Raw genomic sequence first — 18,635 nt, 5'->3', positions numbered from 1 at the left:
CCATGGCAAGAGCGACCTTTGCGTACGGCAGGTCTCCTGGCTTGCGGGTCATAGCATGGGCAGGGGGCCTTCCCGGATCGCTCCAGTGGCTGACCTTCCCCGCTTGAAAAGGGGGCGGTCGGTCCTTGCCTTGCTCGCCGCTCACAGTTGCAGGGACAGCCGCGGATTTGGGAGTCTCCCTCCCGCACCGCATTCCCATTCAAGCCCCTTGCAGGGCACCGACGCGATCGAATGGAGCGGGCACAGACCCGTTCCAGGGCAGCTTCATACGCGCAGAGAGTGGGAAAGGAAAGGGGGCGAAGCTTCAGCGCGTCACGATGGTGGAGTGCCAGTCGGTCCGCCGCTCCCAGCCGCGCCGTTCCAGTTCGGGCGTCGCTTCCTCGCTGACCGGATAGCCAAGGCACAACAGACCAAGGCAGCGCCAGTTTTCGGGAATTTCCAGCATGGCATCGACGGTCGCCGGGTCGATGATCGATACCCAACCAAGGCCGATGCCGTGGATACGCGCGGCGAGCCAGAGGGTGTGGATCGCCATCACGCAGCTGTACCGGCGAGCTTCAGGCATGGTCATCGCGCCCAGACGATGGCCGGTTTCGGTGCCTTCGTCGCAATAGACGGCGAACAGCACCGGCGCTTCGCGCAGGCCGTGCAGTTTCAGGCTGCGATAGAGCTTGTCTTCGTTGCCGTCATAGATCTTGCCCGCCTTTGCGACCTGATCATCGACGTGAGCCGCGAGCCTTTCACGCAATGCAGGCGTGACGATCCGCACGAAACGCCAGGGTTGCGACAGCCCGACCGAAGGCGCGCTGTGGGCGAGAGCCAGCAGTTGCTCCACCTCTGCTTCATTCAGTGGATCGGTTCTGAAATGCCGTACGTCCCGGCGGGCATGGACCAGATCCTCGAAGGCGGCGATGTCGAAGGTGGAGCGGGTCAGAATTCGATTCCTGCCTGAGCCTTCACGCCGCTGCGGAAGGGATGTTTGACAAGGGTCATTTCCGTGACGAGATCGGCCGCCTCGATCAATGCGTCGGGCGCGTTGCGGCCGGTGATGAGGACATGTTTCATCGCGCCGCGGGTGGTCACGGCTTCAACCACCTCCTCCACCGGCAGATAGTCGTAGCGCAGGACGATGTTAAGCTCATCGGCAAGGACCATATCATAGGCGGGATCAGCGATCATGCGTTTGACTTCATCCCATGCTTCGCGTGCAAGCGCAATGTCGCGGGTGCGGTCCTGTGTATTCCAGGTGAAGCCTTCGCCCATGGGTTTGAATTCGACATTGTCGGGAAACGCGTCGAACACCCGTTTTTCTCCGGTGGTCATGGCGCCCTTCACGAACTGGACGACACCGACCTTCTTGCCATGGCCGATGGCGCGCACGACCATGCCGAGCGCGGCGGTCGTCTTGCCCTTGCCCTTGCCGGTGTGGACGATCAGCAAGCCCTTTTCCTGAGTCTTGGTCGCCATGATCTTGTCATGGGCGGCCTGTTTCTTCTTCATCTTTTCGGCATGTTGTTCGGGGGTGCGTTCGATCATGGGTGGTTTTCCTTGAGGCTTGCGAGGAGCATGGCAGCGCTGTTCGATTTGGGTTTCCAAAGGGCGCGGTCGAGCGCTTCGTGGAGGCGGGTGGCGGTTTCGCGCAGGGCGGCGGGATTGGCCTTTGCCATGAAGGCGCGGACTGTCTCATCCTCGATGAAGGCGGCATGGACCGCGTTGAAATGATGGTCCTTCACCGCATGGGTGGTGGCGGCGAAGGCAAAGAGATAATCGACCGAGGCGGCAATCTCGAACGCGCCCTTGTAGCCGTGGCGCATCATGCCCGCTATCCATTTGGGGTTGGTGACGCGGGCGCGAACGATGCGGCCGATCTCATCCTCCAGCGTGCGGATGACCGGGCGTTCGGGACGGCTGTGGTCATTATGATAGGATAGCGGCTTGCGACCCGAAAGATGCTCGACGGCGGCGGCGATCCCGCCCTCAAACTGATAATAATCGTCGCTGTCGAGCAGGTCATGTTCGCGATTGTCCTGATTCTGGATCAGGGCGTCGGCTTGCGTCAGGCGCTGGGCGAAGAGGCTGCGTTCGGCTTCGCCTTCAACTCCGCCGCCATAAGCATAGCTGCCCCAGTCGAGATAGACATTCGCCAGATCCGATCGGTCGTGCCAGATTTTTTCATCGATCATGGCTTGCAGGCCCGCACCATAGGCGCCGGGCCTTGAGCCGAAGATGCGGGCGCCCGCGCGCCGGGCGGCGACTTTTTCGGATGTGCCCTCCGCGATCAGGGCGGCGGTTTCCGCACGGTGGCGGGCGGCGGCAGGGTTATCCTCCTCCGGCTCGTCCAACGCCATGACGGCGCGGGCGGCACTGTCGAGCAGGTCGATCTGTTCCGGGAAGGCGTCGCGGAAAAAGCCGGAGACGCGGAAGGTGACATCGACGCGCGGGCGGTTCAATTCGGCGATCTTCATCACCTCAAAACCAATGACGCGGCCCGACGCCCAATCCCAGCGGGGCCGGACGCCCATCAGGGCAAGGGCCTGGGCGATGTCGTCGCCGCCCGTGCGCATATTGGCCGTGCCCCAGGCGGAAAGGGCAATGGTGCGGGGATAGTCGCCCTCACGCTGGAGATAATCCTGCACGATGAGGTCGGCGGAACGCTGGCCTAGATTCCAGGCAGCGACCGTGGGGACGGAGCGAGTGTCGACCGAGTAGAAATTACGGCCCGTGGGGAGGACGTCGGGGCGGCCTCGGGTGGGTGCGCCGGAGGGGCCGGGGAGGACGAAATTTCCGTTGAGCGCCTTGAGCAGGGCGGTCTTTTCCGCTGCTCCGCAAGCAGTGACGCGAGGGGAAAGGTCGGTTTCGATCGCACTCAGGACAGCCCCGCTTCTGGGGCCGGGTGGCGGGTCGCCGCTGTCGAGCAGGTGAATGGCGCAGAGTTCGAGACGTTCCACCATATCACCCGTGGTGCGCCATGGCGCATCGGTGAGGTTTTCGAGCGATTCCGGGCGGGGGCCGGCCCATGGCGCACCCATATTGCAGTCAAGCGGGTCGAAGTTCAGGTCAAGGTCGTCGGCAAGGGCGCGGAGAAGGGATTGTTGACCCTCATGATCCATGCCTCTGGGGCAGCGTGCGAGCGCCAGGAGGAGGTCACGGCGAAGAGACGCTTCAGGGCTTTGGGTGAAGACATGCAAACCGTCCCTGATCTGCATTTCCTTCAGTTCACACAGATAGTTATCGATCGCTGCTAAAGCATCGTCTCCACTGCCTTGCGCGCCTGCATCCTTGTCCAGACCCTGGCTTGCGGCGAGGGCGAGTATGTCCTTGCGCAGCGTTTCCAGACGGCGGGGGTCCATGCCGGCGGCGAGATAATATTCATCGACCAGCGCCTCCAGTTCCTTGAGCGGACCATAGGTTTCCGCACGGGTCAGCGGGGGTGTCAGATGGTCGATAATGCAGGCGCCGAGGCGGCGCTTGGCCTGAGTGCCTTCGCCGGGATCGTTGACGATGAAGGGATAGATTTGCGGGATTGGTCCGGCGCAGATTTCAGGGAAGCAGTTTTCCGCGAGCGCGATCGCCTTGCCGGGCAGCCATTCGAGATTGCCATGCTTGCCGACATGGACGACGGCATGGGCGCCGAATTCCTGCGCCAGCCAGATATGGAAGGCCAGATAGGCGTGCGGTGGCGGCAAGGCCGGGTCGTGATAGCTGCTTTTCGGGTCGATATGATAGCCGCGCGAGGGCTGAACGGCGACGGCGATATTGCCGAAACGGTGGACGGGAAGGTGGAAGGCGTCGTTGCGGAAGAAGGGATCGGCTTCGGGCGTACCCCAGCGGGTTTGCACGGCTTCCCGGGCAGTTGCGGGCAAGGCGGCGAAGGCGGCATGGTACAGATCGAGGGGCAGCTGGACTTCGGCTGGGCGATCCGGCCCGGCATTAGTGACGCCTGCGGTCATGAGACGCATCAGGGCTGCGCCGTCGCCGGGTGCGTCGGCGGTGGTATAGCCCGCTTCCGTCAGAGCATTGAGAATGGCGGCGGCGCTGGCCGGCGTGTCGAGGCCGACGCCATTGCCGATCCGCCCATCCTTGTTGGGATAGTTGGCGAGGACCAGCGCGATGTGACGGTTGGCCGCTGGTGTTTTACGAAGTTTTGCCCAATTTACAGCCAATTGCGCAACAAAGCTGACACGATTATCCAGCACCTGAGGAACGATGATGCTGCATTCTGTGCGTTGATCGAAGCGGGCGGCGGCCTTGAAAGCGACGGCTCGGGAGAAGAGACGACCGTCCACTTCGGGGAGCGCGATGTGCATGGCAAGGTCGCGGGGCCCCAGTCCTCGGGCGCTCTCTTCCCAGGCGCTTTGCTCTGCGCTGGCGAAGATGGTTTGGAGGATCGGGCAGTCGGCTTGCTCAAGGACCGAGGGCGTGCGCGGTTCTCCGGGCGCGCTCGCAGCGAAGGCGGTGGCGTTGAGGATGACGTCGGGCGGTGTTTCCGCCATGACGGTCTGGAGGAAATCTCTGGCAAAGGGTTCGCGCAAGGCGCGGACATGAACGGGGATGATATTGAGACCCGCCTGTTCAAGACCCATGATCATGGCGTCCACGGCTTCGAGCGTGCCTGCAATCAGGAGTGCCCGGTAGAAGACGAACAAGGCCGTTGGGCGACCCGGGGTCCAGCGGGACTTGACCTGCCCCATTGTCGGGCGGTCAGTGCCCGGCAGATATAGGCCAGCGTCGGCGACCGGGATTGGGGCGTCGGGCGTGCCCGCATCGAAGCCAGCAAGTCGGGCGGCGGTCTTGAGGAAGGCGATGGCGTTGGGAATGCCCCCCTGACGGAGATAGTTGCGAAGACGGCCGCAGATTTCGGCGGGCAGGGTCGAAGCGGTATGGAGGTCGGGATCGTCCTCATGGCCATCGACTATGGCGGCGAAAGCGATGCCCTTCTCGCGCGCAACATTGGCAATTTCATCAATGCCATAGGGCCAGTAGCTCTTACCACCTAATAGGATTACGCAGACGAACTTGGCGTGGGCGACCACCTTTTCGACATAGAGGTCGACCGAATAGGGATGCTTGAGTTGAAGGAGGTTGGCGAGGCGGATCGCCGGGCCGCCTTCGCCCACCCCCTCTGTCAGCGCTTGGGCGGCACTGGCAAAGCAGGCGAGCTCGCTGTCCGCCACAGTCAGCAGCACAATATCGCCCGGCGATTGGCCAAGGTCGATCGCTTCGTCGCCGTTGGAGACGGTGCCGGGCGTGGCGGTCAGCAGATGCATCAGGCGACCACCGTCTGCACGCCGAGGGCGGCTTCGATGGCAGCACGGTCGAGGCCGGTCTGGCCGATCACGACCAGTCGGGAGGCGCGGCGCTCCTCAGGTTGCCAGTGGCGGTCATAATGATGCTGGATACGCGGTCCGACGGCCTGCACGACCAGACGGGCGGGACGGCCCGCGACGGCCAGGAAGCCCTTTACCCGCAGGATGTCGTGCGCGGTTATGGCGTCGGCAAGGGCCGTCAGCAGCGGTTCGGGATTACCGAGTTCTCCCAGATCAACGATGAAACTTTCGAAATCGTCGTGATCATGATCCTCCTCATCATCATGATGGGATGGGCGGGCGTCGATCTGGTCTTCCACGCCCACCTCCAGGCCGAGCAGGATGGCGGGGTCGATCTGTCCCTTCGCGGTGCGGATGATGCGGACGCCGGGGCGGGTTTCGCTGCCAAGCTCCTGTTCCAGCCCGGTCAACGTGTCGGCGTCGACCAGATCGGTCTTGTTGAGCAGGACAAGGTCAGCACAAGCGAGCTGGTCCTCGAACAGTTCCTCTAAGGGACTATCATGGTCCAGTGTCGGGTCGGCGGCGCGGGCGGCGGCAAGCGCAGCTTCGTCATGGGCGAAGCGGCCCGCCGCCAGCGCATCGGCGTCGATCAACGCGATCACGCCATCCACCGTGGCCCGTGTACGGATGTCGGGCCATTGGAAGGCTTTCACCAGCGGCTTGGGCAGGGCGAGACCGGAGGTTTCGATGATGATATGATCGGGCGGCGTCGGGCGATCGAGCAGGCGCTGCATGGTCGGCAGGAAGTCGTCGGCCACCGTGCAGCAGATGCAACCGTTCGCCAGTTCGATGATATCCTCATCAGGGCAGGCCTCTTCGCCGCAGCCCTGCACCAACGCGCCGTCGACGCCGACATCCCCGAACTCGTTGATGATGAGGGCGAGGCGGCGGCCGGCTGCATTCTCGATCAAGTGACGGATCAGCGTGGTCTTTCCGGCGCCGAGAAAGCCCGTGATGACGGTGGCAGGAATTTTGCTCATGCGGGATTTCCTTGCGGTTGATGGCTGGGGATTGGGGTGACTTCGATCTCGTCAAAGCCTTTCCAGCGGTAGACGGCCCAGCTCACCACCCAGCAGGCGGCGAACAGGCCGATGATGAGAAAGCCGAGACTGTTGAAATGCTCGCCCAGATCGGCGGCGAGCGTCCAGACGCCGCCCGTCAGGCCCAGTCTGTCGCCGAGCAGCGCGGCCGCCTCGATCCCGCCGATCAGCAGCGCGACGAGGGCGGAAACGAGTGTGATGGTGATGTTGTAGTAGAGTTTGCGGATCGGCTTCACAAAGGCCCATTGATAGGCACCCATCATCAGCGCGCCATCAGCCGTGTCGATCAGCGCCATGCCCACGGCGAAGAGCAGCGGGAAGATGAGCACGGTCGAGATGGAAAGGCCGCTTGCGGCCTGTCCCGCCGACAGGCCGAGGATCGCGACCTCCGTGGCGGTGTCGAAACCCAGGCCGAAGAGGAAGCCAAGCGGGGCCATGTGCCAGCTGCGCGTCACCAGCCGGAAGAGCGGGCGGAAAAGGCGAGCGAGAAATCCGCGATTTCCAAGAAGAATATCCATATCTTCATCAACATAGACACCACCATTGCGAACATGGTTGAATGTCCTGAGAACAGATCTGAGGATGATCAGATTCATTGCCGCGATGGCGAAAAGGAAGGTTGCGGAAATGATCGTCGCAATGACGCCGCCAATCGCGCCTATGGCCTCTACCCGGCTCAGTGCATTGGCGGCGATAGCGATGGTGACGGCGGCGATCAGGACGATGCCGCTATGGCCGATGGCGAACCAGAAGCCGACGGTCAGTGGGCGCTGGCCGTCCTGCATCAGCTTGCGGGTCACATTGTCGATGGCGGCAATATGGTCGGCATCGACCGCATGGCGCAGGCCAAGGCTCCAGGCCAGCAGCGCCGTGCCCAGCATCATGCTGTTGCCCGCGAAGAGGGTGAAAGCCCAGATCCAGGCGGCCAGATTGGCGCCGATCAATGCGGCGAACATTCCGGTCGCGCGGCGGCGCAGCAAGGCAGGCGGGGCCAGTGCGTTGGAAACAGATGTCATCAGGGTCAGTCCCCCGTCGGCGTCAGCGAAACCGGACGGAAACTGCCTTCATGCCGGACGGACGCTCTTGCGCCCGGCATGCGGACAGCAGCTTCCGCTGCGTCAAGCGTCGCTCAGACGGAGTACCGTGCCGCGGCCATCCCCTGGACCAAGGCAAGAGCGACCAGACGCAGGCAGGTTTCCTGGCTCGCGGGTCGCAGCTCGACACATGGCCTTCCCAGGCCTCGCAGGATTTAGCGTCCGGCCCAGTGGCTGATCCTTCGGCGGTCCGAAGAATCGATATGCGTCTCGCTCACCGCTTACAGTTGCAGGGACAGCTGCGGATTCATCACCGCATTCCCTATTAAGCCCCTTGGCACGGGGCACCGGCGCGATCAGCGAAAGCCAGCCAAAGGCCGACTTTCGCAGCCGTGCATAGTGGCTGAGGCAGGAAATGGGAAGGGGGATGCGCTACTATATCGGCGCAAGCGCGGGCGCGGCCTCGATCGTCTGACGTTCCTCGAGCAGGGTGTTGAGGAAAGCCTGACCGGTTGGCGACAGATCCCTGTTATGGATCAGCCAGAGTGAGCTCATCACCGGCACGTCGAAGGCGCGGTTGATGACATTGTCGACATGCAGCCGCGCCATGGACCGGGCAAGCACCGTGGGACCAAAGCCCGCCGCGACAAGGCCAAGCAGGGTCGCGAGGCTGCGGGCTTCATGGGAGACCTTGGGTGTGAAGCCAGCTTTCGCGCACAGGGTCAGGAAATGTTCGGTGAAGCCTGTCCCATTGGGGGCACCGTAAAGCACCAATGGCTCGTCACGCAGATCGGCAATGCCGGGAGGAGCCGACCGCAGCGCCAGCGGATGATCGGCGCGCAGCGCCAGCACCATTTCTTCCTTGAGAAGGCATTGCGACACCATGCCTTCGGGCAGGACCGGCGCGGCATAATCGCGCACGATGCCAAGATCGAGCTGGCGACTCCCTACGCTTTCCAACTGTTCGTCACGGCCCTGTTCACGCAGGATCAATTCGACATGGGGATGGGTCTGACGGAAGCGATAAAGCGCCCGCGCCACCGTGGGCACGAAAGGGCCGGAGGTGGTGAAGGCGAGGCCGAGACGGCCGATCTGCGCGCGTTGCGCCATGCGGGCGATCTGGGCGGCCCGTTCGGCCTGAGCCAGGGTTTGCCGTGCCTCAGGTTCAAACAATCGGCCGGCTTCGGTCAGGCGAACGCGGCGGCTGGTGCGGTCGAACAGGCGGACGCCCAGTTCCTCCTCCAATGCGCGGATCTGTTGGCTGAGCGGCGGCTGGGAGATGCCGAGGCGCTGCGCCGCGCGGCCAAAATGCATCTCCTCAGCAACGCACAGAAAATAGCGCAAATGGCGCAGGTCCATGGATCATGTCGTCCAAGCTATCGATCATGCCATATTATATATTAGACGCAGAATGTCCAAGGGCGCATGGGCAGAGCGAATGTGGCGGTGTCTCATGGCCGTTGGCGGATGTGCGCGGGCTATGCCCCCTCATTGCCGCAGCACTTCGCCTGAAGGCTGAAAGGGCACCGTCACATTCTAGCGCGTTTCCGGCGCCGGTTCGTCTCTGGTTCCAGACGGCGAGAGATATCTGAAGAGATTATGCTTTCATGCGCCGGGGGAGCGTCTGGCGGTGCATGCTTGGAGTGGTGAATGATCGGTATCGTCAAGGTTGCCCTGCATCGCCCGCTCACATTCATCGTGATGGCGATCCTGATCGCGATCGCGGGCGTGCTGGCGGCCGCGCGCACGCCGGTCGATATCTTTCCCAACATCCGCATTCCGGTGGTCGCCGTCGCCTGGCAATATTCCGGCCTGTCGCCCGAGGACATGGCGAACCGCATCGTCAATCCCTATGAGCGCGTGCTGACCACCACGGTCAACGATATCGAGCATATCGAGAGCCAGTCGCTCCAGGGCATCGGCATCATCAAGATCTATTTCCAGCCGGGAGCCGACATCCGCACCGCGACGGCCCAGGTGACATCGGTGTCGCAGACCGTGCTACGCCAGATGCCGCCCGGCATCACGCCGCCGCTGGTCCTGAATTACAGCGCCTCGACCGTGCCGATCCTTCAGCTTGCGCTGTCGGGCAAGGGGCTGTCGGAACAACAATTGTTCGACATGGGCATGAATCAGGTCCGTCCGCCGCTGATCACCGTGCCGGGCCTTGCCATGCCCTTCCCATCCGGCGGCAGGCAGCGACAGGTGCAGATCGACCTCAATCCGCTGGCGCTCCAGTCGAAGGGACTGTCGGCGCAGGATGTGGGCGCGGCCATCGCGGCGCAGAACCAGATCAACCCCGCCGGTTTCGTGAAGATCGGGGAAACGCAATATAGTGTGAAGCTGAACAATGCGCCGACCTCGATCGAGGCGCTTAACGACCTGCCGGTCAAGGTGGTGAACGGGGCGACCATCTATATGCGCGACGTGGCCCATGTCCGCGACGGCAGCGGACCGCAGCAGAATGTCGTGCATGTCGAAGGCAGCCGGTCGGTGCTGCTGACCATCCTGAAGAATGGCGCGACATCCACCCTGTCAATCGTGGAGGGTGTCAAGGAAAAGCTGCCGCAGATTGCCGCCACCCTTCCCGATACGCTGAAGATCCTGCCGATCGGCGACCAGTCGCTGTTCGTAAAGGCGGCGGTCGAGGGTGTCGTTCATGAGGGCGCCATCGCGGCGGCGCTGACCTCTCTGATGATCCTGCTGTTTCTGGGATCGTGGCGGTCGACGGTCATCATTGCCTTGTCGATCCCGCTGGCGATCCTTGCGGCCATTGCGGCGCTGGCGGCTTTCGGCCAGACTCTGAACGTCATGACGCTGGGGGGGCTGGCGCTGGCGGTCGGCATATTGGTCGACGACGCCACCGTGACCATCGAGAATATCAACTGGCATCTCGAACAGGGCAAGGGCGTCATCGATGCGATTCTGGACGGCGCGGCGCAGATCGTGACACCGGCCTTCGTGTCGTTGCTGTGCATCTGCATCGTGTTCGTGCCGATGTTCTTCCTGCCGGGCGTGGCGGGTTTTCTGTTCGTGCCCATGGCGCTGTCGGTGGTGTTCGCGATGATCGCATCCTTCGTCCTGTCGCGGACGCTGGTGCCGACGCTGGCCATGTATCTGCTGAAGCCCCATGTCGAACATGGCGACGGGCATCTCGCCGGGACCGCCGCATCCCGCAATCCGCTGGTCCGGTTCCAGCGCGGGTTCGAGCGGCGGTTCGAGGCGATCCGCAAGACTTATATCGGCCTGCTGCATCGGACGCTCAATGCGCGAAAGCCCTTCCTGCTGGGCTTCATGGCGATTGTGCTGCTATCCTTCGGCTTGTTGCCGATGTTGGGCAGCAACTTCTTCCCTTCGGTCGATTCCGGACAGATCGCGATGCACGTCCGGGTGCCCATGGGCGCGCGGATCGAGGACAGTGCGGCGCGGTTCGACCGCATCGCACGGGAGGTCCGCACGATCGTCCCGGCGGAGGAACTGGCCTCCATCACCGATAATATCGGTCTGCCGGTCAGTGGCATCAACGTCATCTATAATAATAGCGGGACCATCGGGCCGCAGGATGGCGACATGCTGATCGCGCTGAGCAAAGGGCATCGGCCGACGGACGAGATCGTCGCCACGCTGCGCCGGGAGTTGCCGCGCCGTTTTCCGGGCGCGAGTTTCGCTTTCCTCCCGGCGGATATTACCAGCCAGATCCTGAACTTCGGTGCTCCCGCGCCGATCGATGTTCAGATTTCGGGCAAGGACGCCGCAGGCAACCGCGCCTATGCCCAGAAGCTGCTGGCGAAAATGGCGGCCGTTTCGGGGCTGGCCGATGCGCGCATCCAGCAGCCTGGGCGCTCGCCTCAGCTCGATGTGGATGTCGACCGTTCGCGCGTCGGCCAATATGGTCTGTCGGAGCGTGACGTGACCACCAGTCTGGCGAGCCAGCTCGCCGGTACATCGCAGACCGCGCCGGTTTTTTTCGTGAATCCGGAAAATGGGGTGCAGTATCCGGTCGTGGCGCAGGCGCCCGAATATCTGGTCGGGTCGATGAGCGACCTTAGCAATGTGCCGGTTTCCGGTTCGGCGGGCGTTTCGGTGCAGCCACTGGGTGGTCTGGCGACGATCAGGCGGTCGAATACCGCGCCGGTCGTGTCGCACTATAATATCGCGCCCGTGCTCGACATTTTCGCGACGACACAGGGGCGTGACCTGGGCGCGGTCGCCGGTGACGTCCAGCGCGCCATCAAATCGCTGGAAAAGCACCTGCCCAAGGGCACGACCGTCACCATCCGCGGCCAATATGCGACCATGAACACGGCCTTTTCGGGGCTGGGCTGGGGGCTGGCGGGGGCGATCGTGCTGATTTACCTGCTGATCGTCGTCAATTTCCAGAGCTGGGTCGATCCGTTCGTCATCATCACCGCTCTGCCGGCGGCACTGGCGGGGATCGTGTGGATGCTGTTCATCACCGGCACGACGCTGTCCGTGCCCGCGCTCACCGGGGCGATCATGTGCATGGGGGTGGCAACCGCCAATTCCATCCTGGTCGTCAGCTTCGCGCGGGAGAAGCTGGCCGAACTGGGCAACGCCAGCAGGGCGGCGCTGGAGGCGGGCATGGTCCGTTTCCGCCCGGTTCTGATGACCGCGCTGGCCATGATCATCGGCATGGGGCCGATGGCGCTGGGCCTGGGCGACGGTGGCGAGCAGAATGCGCCGCTTGGCCGGGCGGTCATCGGCGGGTTGATCTGCGCGACCATCGCCACCCTTTTCTTCGTTCCGACCATCTTTGCCTTCGTCCATCGCAAGCATGGGCAAAAGGCGTCTTCCATGGAAATGCAGCCGAGCCATGTCTGAGCATAATCCGCCCATCGAAAATCCCGAGGCACAGGGACCGGACAGCCGCACGCTGAAGCACGTCGGGATTGGCGCGGCGGTCGTCGCGGTCGCAATCGTCGGCATTGGCGTGGCGTCGCGGATCAATGCCACCAACGAACTGAAACATGTTGCGGCAGATGCCTCTGTCCCCACCGTGGCCGTGGTGACGCCCGCGGCCAATGGTGAAGGCGACGCGCTGGCGCTGCCGGGCAATGTGCAGGCCTATAACAGCGCGGCGATCTTTGCCCGGACGAATGGCTATGTACGGCGCTGGCTGGCGGATATCGGCGATCATGTGAGGGCAGGCCAGCCGCTTGCCATCCTCGACGCGCCGGAAGTCGACCAGCAACTGGCGCAGGCACAGGCGGATTATCAGACCGCGCTCGCCAATGAGCGGCTGTCCGCGACGACGTCGAAGCGCTGGGCTTCCATGCTGGCGCAGGATGCCGTGTCGCGGCAGGAAGCCGATGAAAAGGCGGGTGATCTTGCCGCGCGCAAGGCGCTGTCCAACGCAGCGCTCGCCAATGTGAAGCGTCTGCAGGCCTTGCAGGGCTTCACCCGGCTGTCGGCGCCGTTCAGCGGTGTCGTCACCAGCCGATCAGCGCAGATCGGCGCGCTGGTGGTCGCTGGCAACGCGGCGGCCCAGCCATTGTTCACCGTATCCGACACCCACCGGATGCGCATCTATGTTCGCGTGCCGCAGGGCTATTCGGCGGCGATCAGGCCGGGCATGGCGGCAACGCTGTCTCTGCCGGAATATCCGGGTCGCAGCTTCAACGCGACGCTGACCAGCAGTTCGGGCGCGGTCGATGCGCAGTCGGGCGCAGTGCTGGTGCAGTTGCAGGCGGATAATGGCGACGGCGCGCTGAAACCAGGCGCCTTCGCGCAGGTGCGGCTCAAGGTGGCGGCAGGGTCAGGCAGTGGCATGACCCTGCCCGGCAGTGCGATCCTTTATGGCAATGACGGGCCGACGGTGGCGGTGGTCGGTGGCGACGGCCGCGTGACTGTGAAGCCGGTCATCATCGCGCAGGATCAAGGCAATGCCGTGCAGCTTTCCGGCGGTGTGCTGCCGACCGACAGGGTGATCGACACGCCGCCGGACGCCATCCGCAGCGGTGACAGGGTGCGTATCCAAAGCGCCGCGAAGGGTGCCGCCCATGGACGTTGATCGCAGGGCGGCGGCCCTGTTGCTCGTGGGACTGACGAGCTGTTCCATGGCACCGGCCTATCAGCCGCCTGCGACCACCGTGCCGAAAAATTTCAAGGAGGTCGAGGGCTGGACCGCCGCGACACCGATGGATCAGGCGTCGCGGGGCAAATGGTGGGAAGCCTTTGGCGATCCGGTGCTGAATGATCTGGAGGCGCGGGCGGAGCAGGCCAGCCCAACGTTGGCAGCGGCGCTGGCGCGGTATGACAAGGCGAGGGCAGCCGCGCGGGTGGAGACGGCGGATCTCTTTCCGCAGGTCAGTGTCGGCGGGGATGCCAGCCGTCAGCGGCTGTCGGGCAATCGCCTCGGCGGCAATGGGATCGGACCGACCTATAATGATTTTTCCGTGGGCGCGACGCTGGACTACGAGCTGGACCTGTGGGGCCGCATCCGCAACAGCGTGAAGGCCGCGCGGGCGGACGCCCATGCGAGCGAGACCGATCTGGCATCGGCGCGGCTCAGCCTTCAGGCAGCGGTGGCGGATGCCTATGCGCGGCTGCGCGGGCTGGATGCCGAGGCGGAGTTGCTGCGGCAGACGGTGGAGGCGTTCGGCAAGGCCTATCAGTTGACGACCACGCGGCATGATGGCGGCATCGCGTCGGGAATCGACGTCAACCGGGCGAAGACGGTGCTCGACAATGCGCGGGCGCAGATTTCCGCCGTCGCCAATGAACGGGCGGCAACCGAGCATGAGATTGCCGCGCTGGTCGGCGCGGTCGCTTCCGATTTTTCGGTGCCTGCGCGCGTGCAGCCTTTGTTGGCGCCGGAACTGACCGCCGGTGCGCCTTCGGAACTGTTGCAGCGGCGGCCGGATATTGCCGCGGCCGAACGGCGCATGTTCGCGGCCAATGCGCGGATCGGAGTGGCCAAGGCGGCATTCTTCCCCACGCTCACTCTGGGGCTGTCGGGTGGATATCAGACGACCCATGGTGATTTGTTCAGCAAGCCCAGCAGCTTCTGGGGGCTGGGTCCGGCCCTGGCGGTGCTGTCCCTCCTCGATGGCGGGCGGCGCAAGGCGGAAGTGAAGATGTCCCGCGCAGAATATGAGGAATTGAGTGCGGGCTATCGGGAAACGGTACTGGACGCGTTCCGGCAGGTCGAGGATGCGATCGCGGCCAACCGGCATCTGGCGGATCAGGCGGTGAGCCAGCGGGGCGCTGCAACCGCGGCGGGGCGGACCAGTGAACTGGCGCTGACCCGCTATCGCGACGGAGCATCCGACTATCTGGAGGTGGTGACGGCGCAGACCGACGCGCTGGACGCGCAACGGGCCTTGCTGGCGGTGGAAACGCAGAGAATGCGGGCCAGCGTTGCGCTGGTCAAGGCATTGGGAGGGCCCGCCTGAGGGTCGTGCTCCTGCGAAGGCAGGAGCACGACGTCCGTCTGATCAATGCACCTCGGCGTGGAGCCGTTCGACCAGCTTTTCGATTTCCCAGGGTTCGAGAATCCAGGTACGCGTCTTGCGGCCTTCGCGATGGACGGGCTGGGTCAGCAATATGCGCGCCTGTTCCTTCGCATGGGGCTTGAAGATCGCGAAATGCTGGGCGCAATCGCGGATCGTGCCGATGATCGGCGCCTTGCCGTCAAGGTCGATCATGGTGGCGGGCTGGTCCCAGGGCATGTTGAGCATGAAGTCGTCCTATGTTTGAAAGTCAGCGGCCCGGTTCACGGATGATGCAGCGGAAACCGATATGGCTGGTGGAACTGTCCACCGCCTGCGGATGGCGGGCGGCGGGGCGATAGCGCTGGCAATAGCTGGGGGCGCAGAGATGGGAACCGCCCTTCAGCACCTTACGGGCAATCGGCACATGCGGCATGGCAGGATCGAGGCTCTCGCGCTTCGTGCCGCCACGCGGGTTGGAGGGGACGCAGCAGCTTCCCTTCGCCTTGCGCTCGACCTTGGGCTGCGCATACCAGTCGGTCGTCCATTCCCAGACATTGCCGATCATGTCGTACAGGCCATAACCATTGGGCGCATAGGTGCGAACCGGCGACGTCCGTTCATAGCCGTCCTCCAGCAAATTGCTGTAGGGGAACATGCCCTGCCAGTAATTGGCGAGCATCGCTCCGCCGGGCGCCAGTTCGTCGCCCCAGGCATAGTCCGCGCCGTCCAACCCGCCACGCGCAGCGAATTCCCATTCCGCTTCGGTCGGCAGCGTCTTGCCCGCCCATTTGGCATAGGCTTCCGCATCCTGAAGCACGACATGGACCACCGGATGGTCCCACAACGCGTCCAGATTGCTGTCGGGACCATGCGGATGGCGCCAGTCGGTGCCGAAGCTGAATTGCCACCATTGGCTGAAATCATTGAGATCGACCGGAGTGGCCGTGCGCTGGAACAGCAGCGAACCGGCCCGCGCCATTTCGGGCGACATGCCCGGATAATCCCTGGGATCAGGCGCGATCTCGGCAAAGGTGCGGTAGCCGGTGGCGTCGACAAATTCCGCAAACTGGCGGTTGGTCACGGGCGTTTCGTCAATCCAGAAACTGTCCACGCGGACCTGCCGCACCGGGGCTTCCTCTGGATAGAAGCGATCCGAACCCATGGCGAAGGCACCGCCTTCGATAAAGCGCATATCCTGCGCGAGGACATTTCCGGTCTCGATCATCGGCCGACCATAGCGAGGGAACGGCCGGCTGTATCGGGCAAAAAGAAAGACGCCGGAAGCGGTTTGCTGCCGGCGTCTTTCCCACTTTTCCGGACGATGCTTCAGAAGTCCTTGCGGACTGTCACGCCGATCTTGCGCGGCGTGCCGATATTATAGCCAAGCCGTCCCCTGCCACCGCGCTCGCGGTCCAGCGAATAGAGCGCATTTTCATCGAACAGATTGTTCACATACAGGGTGATGGACAGGCCGCTGTCCCAGTTCACGCCCGTCGACAGGTTGACCAGATTATAGGCGCCGAGCTTATAGGAACCGAAGTTGAAAGCGCCCGTGCCATAGGCGCCCGTGGCCGGATTGTAATAGATGGAATTGGTGAAGCTGCCCGCACCTGCTTCCTGATCGCCAAGCTGGGTGTAGCGGTTGCCGACATGCTGGTAGCTCGCCGTGAAGGACCAGTCGGTTTCCGCCGCAATCTGCATCGTGTAGGTCGCCGCCGCCGCCATCTGGAATTTCGGCACGGTGGGCAGGCGGTTGCCCTTGCGGATGCCCGCGATAATCGCGCCGCTGGCGTCGGTGACATTGCTGTCGATCTTCGAGTCGATATAGCTGCCGCTGAGCGACAGATCGAGGTTCGGGGAAAGGCGGGTGCTGAGTTCCGCTTCCACGCCCGTCGTATGCGCCTTGGGCACGTTGAAGATGACGCGCGAGGAGCAACTGCCCGCATCGGCCGTGACCTGCAGGTTCTTGATGTCGTTGTGGAACACCGCCGCGTTGAAGGTCACGCCGCCGCCGGATGCCTTGACCCCGGCCTCATAGTTCCAGAGCGTTTCGTCGTCGAAGGTCGGACGGTTGCCATAGGTCGCTGCATCCGGCCCGGTCGCGCCGCCCGAGCAGAGCGGCAGGTTCAGCGGATCGTTCACGCCGCCCAGACGGAAGCCCTTGGACGCCTGGACGTTGAAGGTCAGGTCGTGATTGGCTTCAAAGCTGGCGATGAAACGCGGAGAGAAGCCATTTGAGCTGGTCTTGTCGCCCACGCGGTTGTCGCCATTGGGGAAGACGCCACCGGTCTTGAAGTCGCGTTCTTCCTTGAAGTCGTAATAGCGCCCGCCGGCGGTCAGCTTGAACTGGCCGAGCTTGTAGCTCGCTTCGCCAAAGGCCGCATATTGTTTGATGATATAGGGAATATCGGCATTATAGGGCGAATTAAGCGGGAAGCCATTGGCAGCGGCCGCAGATTTGCCGGCGCCGAGCGCCGCATCGATGAAGGCATCATAGCCGGGGGTTGGCAGCCGCTGTTTATAATCGCGATCGACATGGCTGTAGAAACCGCCGATTACCCACTGGAACGGGCCACTGCCGGTCGAGGCGAGCCGCAGTTCCTGCGTCCATTGTTTGAGTTTCGTCGTGTCTCGCAGATTGGACGGCAAATTGGCAATGGCGGGGTTGACGCCCAGTTGTGTGACGAACGGCGTCACCGACACGGAGCCAGTCAGTGCCGAAGCGTCGCGGCTGACCAAAATGTCGCGGTGAATATAGGTAGTGATCGACGTCAGCGTGATATCGGAACCGAGATCGACGCTCCCCGTGAAGTCGGCCAGCGTGGTCTTGTCGCGAAACTCTTCGCGCAGTTTCAGATATTGGGTGCGCTCGGGCAGAATATCGAAGGGGCTGATCAGTTCATTATAATAGAGATGATAGCTGTCCTCACGGTTGAAGCCGTTGGTCTTGATATCCTGATAGATGATGCGCGGGGTCAGCTTGATACCTGGGGCCGGTTCCCAGAGCAGGCTGAGGCGCCCGCCATAGCGACGGCCGTCATTGATATTCTTGCCTGCCGCCGGGCCGATGGCATCGATGAAGCCGGCATAATGTTCACCATAGCCGACCGCGCGGATCGCCGCGTTGTCGCCCAGCGGCAGGTTGATCGCACCCTTGCCCGAATAGCCGACATCGCCGCCCTTCAGCACGTTGACACCGCCTTCCACCGTGCCTTCGGTCTGGCCGAGCTTCGGCTGCTTGGTGATGTAGCGTACGGTGCCGCCTTCGGAACCGGAGCCGAACAGCGTGCCCTGCGGCCCGCGCAGCGTTTCCACGCGGTCAAGGTCGAACAGGTCGAAATCCGGCGTGAACAGGGACATGGAAATGACGGATTCGTCGAGATAGACGCCCACCTGTTCCTTGACGCCCGGCTGGTCGCGGACAACCTGGCCTGCCGATACGCCACGCACGGACACCTGGCTCTGGCCCGGCCCGAGATTCTGGACCGTCAGGCCGGCAACGCTGCGCGATACGTCCTCGATCGAGGTGGCGCCCATGCGCTGCATCGCCTCGGCTGTTTGTGCGTTGATGGAAAAGGGAACGTTCTGAATGGATTCGTTGCGTTTCGTCGCAGTGACGATGATCTCATTGCCGGTCCAATCGGACGCGGCACCGTTTTGCTGAGCGAAAGCGCCAGACGACAGCGTCATCATTGCCAGCGCTAGACATGAGGCCGACAAGCGATAGACGGATTCCTTGCGTGGAAATCGGTTCATTGCATCCTCCCTTAGTGAACATCT

General features: G+C 63.2%; 12 protein-coding genes and 2 riboswitches. Of the genes, 3 read left to right on the top strand and 9 right to left on the bottom strand.

Going from position 1 to position 18,635, the window contains the following annotated elements:
• Window positions 1–8 precede the first annotated feature (8 nt).
• Window positions 9–238: riboswitch (cobalamin riboswitch) on the bottom strand.
• A 66-nt stretch (window positions 239–304) separates the two neighbouring features.
• The 6 genes from bluB to HUK73_RS25505 form a co-directional block, all read right to left on the bottom strand.
• Window positions 305–934: a 5,6-dimethylbenzimidazole synthase gene (gene bluB, locus HUK73_RS25530; RefSeq protein ID WP_218036781.1), complete on the bottom strand. Its 630-nt coding sequence runs from the start codon at window positions 932–934 to the stop codon at window positions 305–307.
• Window positions 931–1,536, bottom strand: coding sequence for a cob(I)yrinic acid a,c-diamide adenosyltransferase (gene cobO, locus HUK73_RS25525; protein ID WP_176594525.1), 606 nt, complete (start codon window positions 1,534–1,536; stop codon window positions 931–933). The genes bluB and cobO overlap by 4 nt, the downstream gene beginning before the upstream one ends.
• On the bottom strand, window positions 1,533–5,267 hold the full coding sequence (cobN, locus tag HUK73_RS25520) for a cobaltochelatase subunit CobN (RefSeq protein WP_176594524.1): 3,735 nt from the start codon (window positions 5,265–5,267) through the stop codon (window positions 1,533–1,535). The genes cobO and cobN overlap by 4 nt, the downstream gene beginning before the upstream one ends.
• A complete protein-coding gene (cobW, locus tag HUK73_RS25515; RefSeq protein WP_176594523.1) occupies window positions 5,267–6,307 on the bottom strand; it encodes a cobalamin biosynthesis protein CobW in 1,041 nt (346 codons plus the stop codon). Before cobW ends, cobN begins: the two co-directional genes overlap by 1 nt.
• Complete coding sequence (locus tag HUK73_RS25510) at window positions 6,304–7,383, bottom strand: HoxN/HupN/NixA family nickel/cobalt transporter (RefSeq protein ID WP_176594522.1); 1,080 nt, start codon at window positions 7,381–7,383, stop codon at window positions 6,304–6,306. Before HUK73_RS25510 ends, cobW begins: the two co-directional genes overlap by 4 nt.
• Before the next feature lie 154 nt (window positions 7,384–7,537).
• Window positions 7,538–7,768: riboswitch (cobalamin riboswitch) on the bottom strand.
• Between the two features lie 68 nt (window positions 7,769–7,836).
• Window positions 7,837–8,760 (bottom strand): LysR substrate-binding domain-containing protein, encoded by a 924-nt coding sequence (locus HUK73_RS25505; protein ID WP_176594521.1) that lies wholly within the window; start codon window positions 8,758–8,760, stop codon window positions 7,837–7,839.
• 291 nt (window positions 8,761–9,051) lie between these two features.
• Between HUK73_RS25505 and HUK73_RS25500 the strand changes: the two genes are divergently transcribed.
• The 3 genes from HUK73_RS25500 to HUK73_RS25490 are packed head-to-tail and all read left to right on the top strand — an operon-like array spanning window position 9,052 to window position 14,816.
• A complete protein-coding gene (locus HUK73_RS25500; RefSeq protein ID WP_176594520.1) occupies window positions 9,052–12,243 on the top strand; it encodes an efflux RND transporter permease subunit in 3,192 nt (1,063 codons plus the stop codon).
• Entirely contained in the window at window positions 12,236–13,432 is a 1,197-nt protein-coding gene (locus HUK73_RS25495) for an efflux RND transporter periplasmic adaptor subunit (RefSeq protein WP_176594519.1), read from the top strand. The genes HUK73_RS25500 and HUK73_RS25495 overlap by 8 nt, the downstream gene beginning before the upstream one ends.
• Window positions 13,422–14,816, top strand: a complete 1,395-nt coding sequence (locus tag HUK73_RS25490; RefSeq protein ID WP_176594518.1) for an efflux transporter outer membrane subunit — start codon at window positions 13,422–13,424, stop codon at window positions 14,814–14,816. Before HUK73_RS25495 ends, HUK73_RS25490 begins: the two co-directional genes overlap by 11 nt.
• A gap of 42 nt (window positions 14,817–14,858) precedes the next feature.
• Here HUK73_RS25490 and HUK73_RS25485 read toward each other — a convergent pair whose 3' ends face one another.
• The 3 genes from HUK73_RS25485 to HUK73_RS25475 all read right to left on the bottom strand — a co-directional run bounded on the left by HUK73_RS25485 (window position 14,859) and on the right by HUK73_RS25475 (window position 18,611).
• Window positions 14,859–15,101, bottom strand: coding sequence for a hypothetical protein (locus HUK73_RS25485; protein ID WP_176594517.1), 243 nt, complete (start codon window positions 15,099–15,101; stop codon window positions 14,859–14,861).
• A gap of 22 nt (window positions 15,102–15,123) precedes the next feature.
• The gene (locus tag HUK73_RS25480; protein ID WP_176594831.1) at window positions 15,124–16,047 is read right to left on the bottom strand and encodes a formylglycine-generating enzyme family protein; all 924 of its coding nucleotides are present in this window, start codon (window positions 16,045–16,047) and stop codon (window positions 15,124–15,126) included.
• A gap of 134 nt (window positions 16,048–16,181) precedes the next feature.
• Complete coding sequence (locus HUK73_RS25475; protein WP_176594516.1) at window positions 16,182–18,611, bottom strand: TonB-dependent receptor; 2,430 nt, start codon at window positions 18,609–18,611, stop codon at window positions 16,182–16,184.
• Window positions 18,612–18,635 lie beyond the last annotated feature (24 nt).

It is taken from the genome of Sphingobium sp. EM0848 (genome assembly GCF_013375555.1).
Taxonomy (GTDB): Bacteria; Pseudomonadota; Alphaproteobacteria; order Sphingomonadales; family Sphingomonadaceae; genus Sphingobium.
Note: the sequence above shows the minus strand (reverse complement) of the source record. Positions and strands in the feature narration are given on the sequence as shown.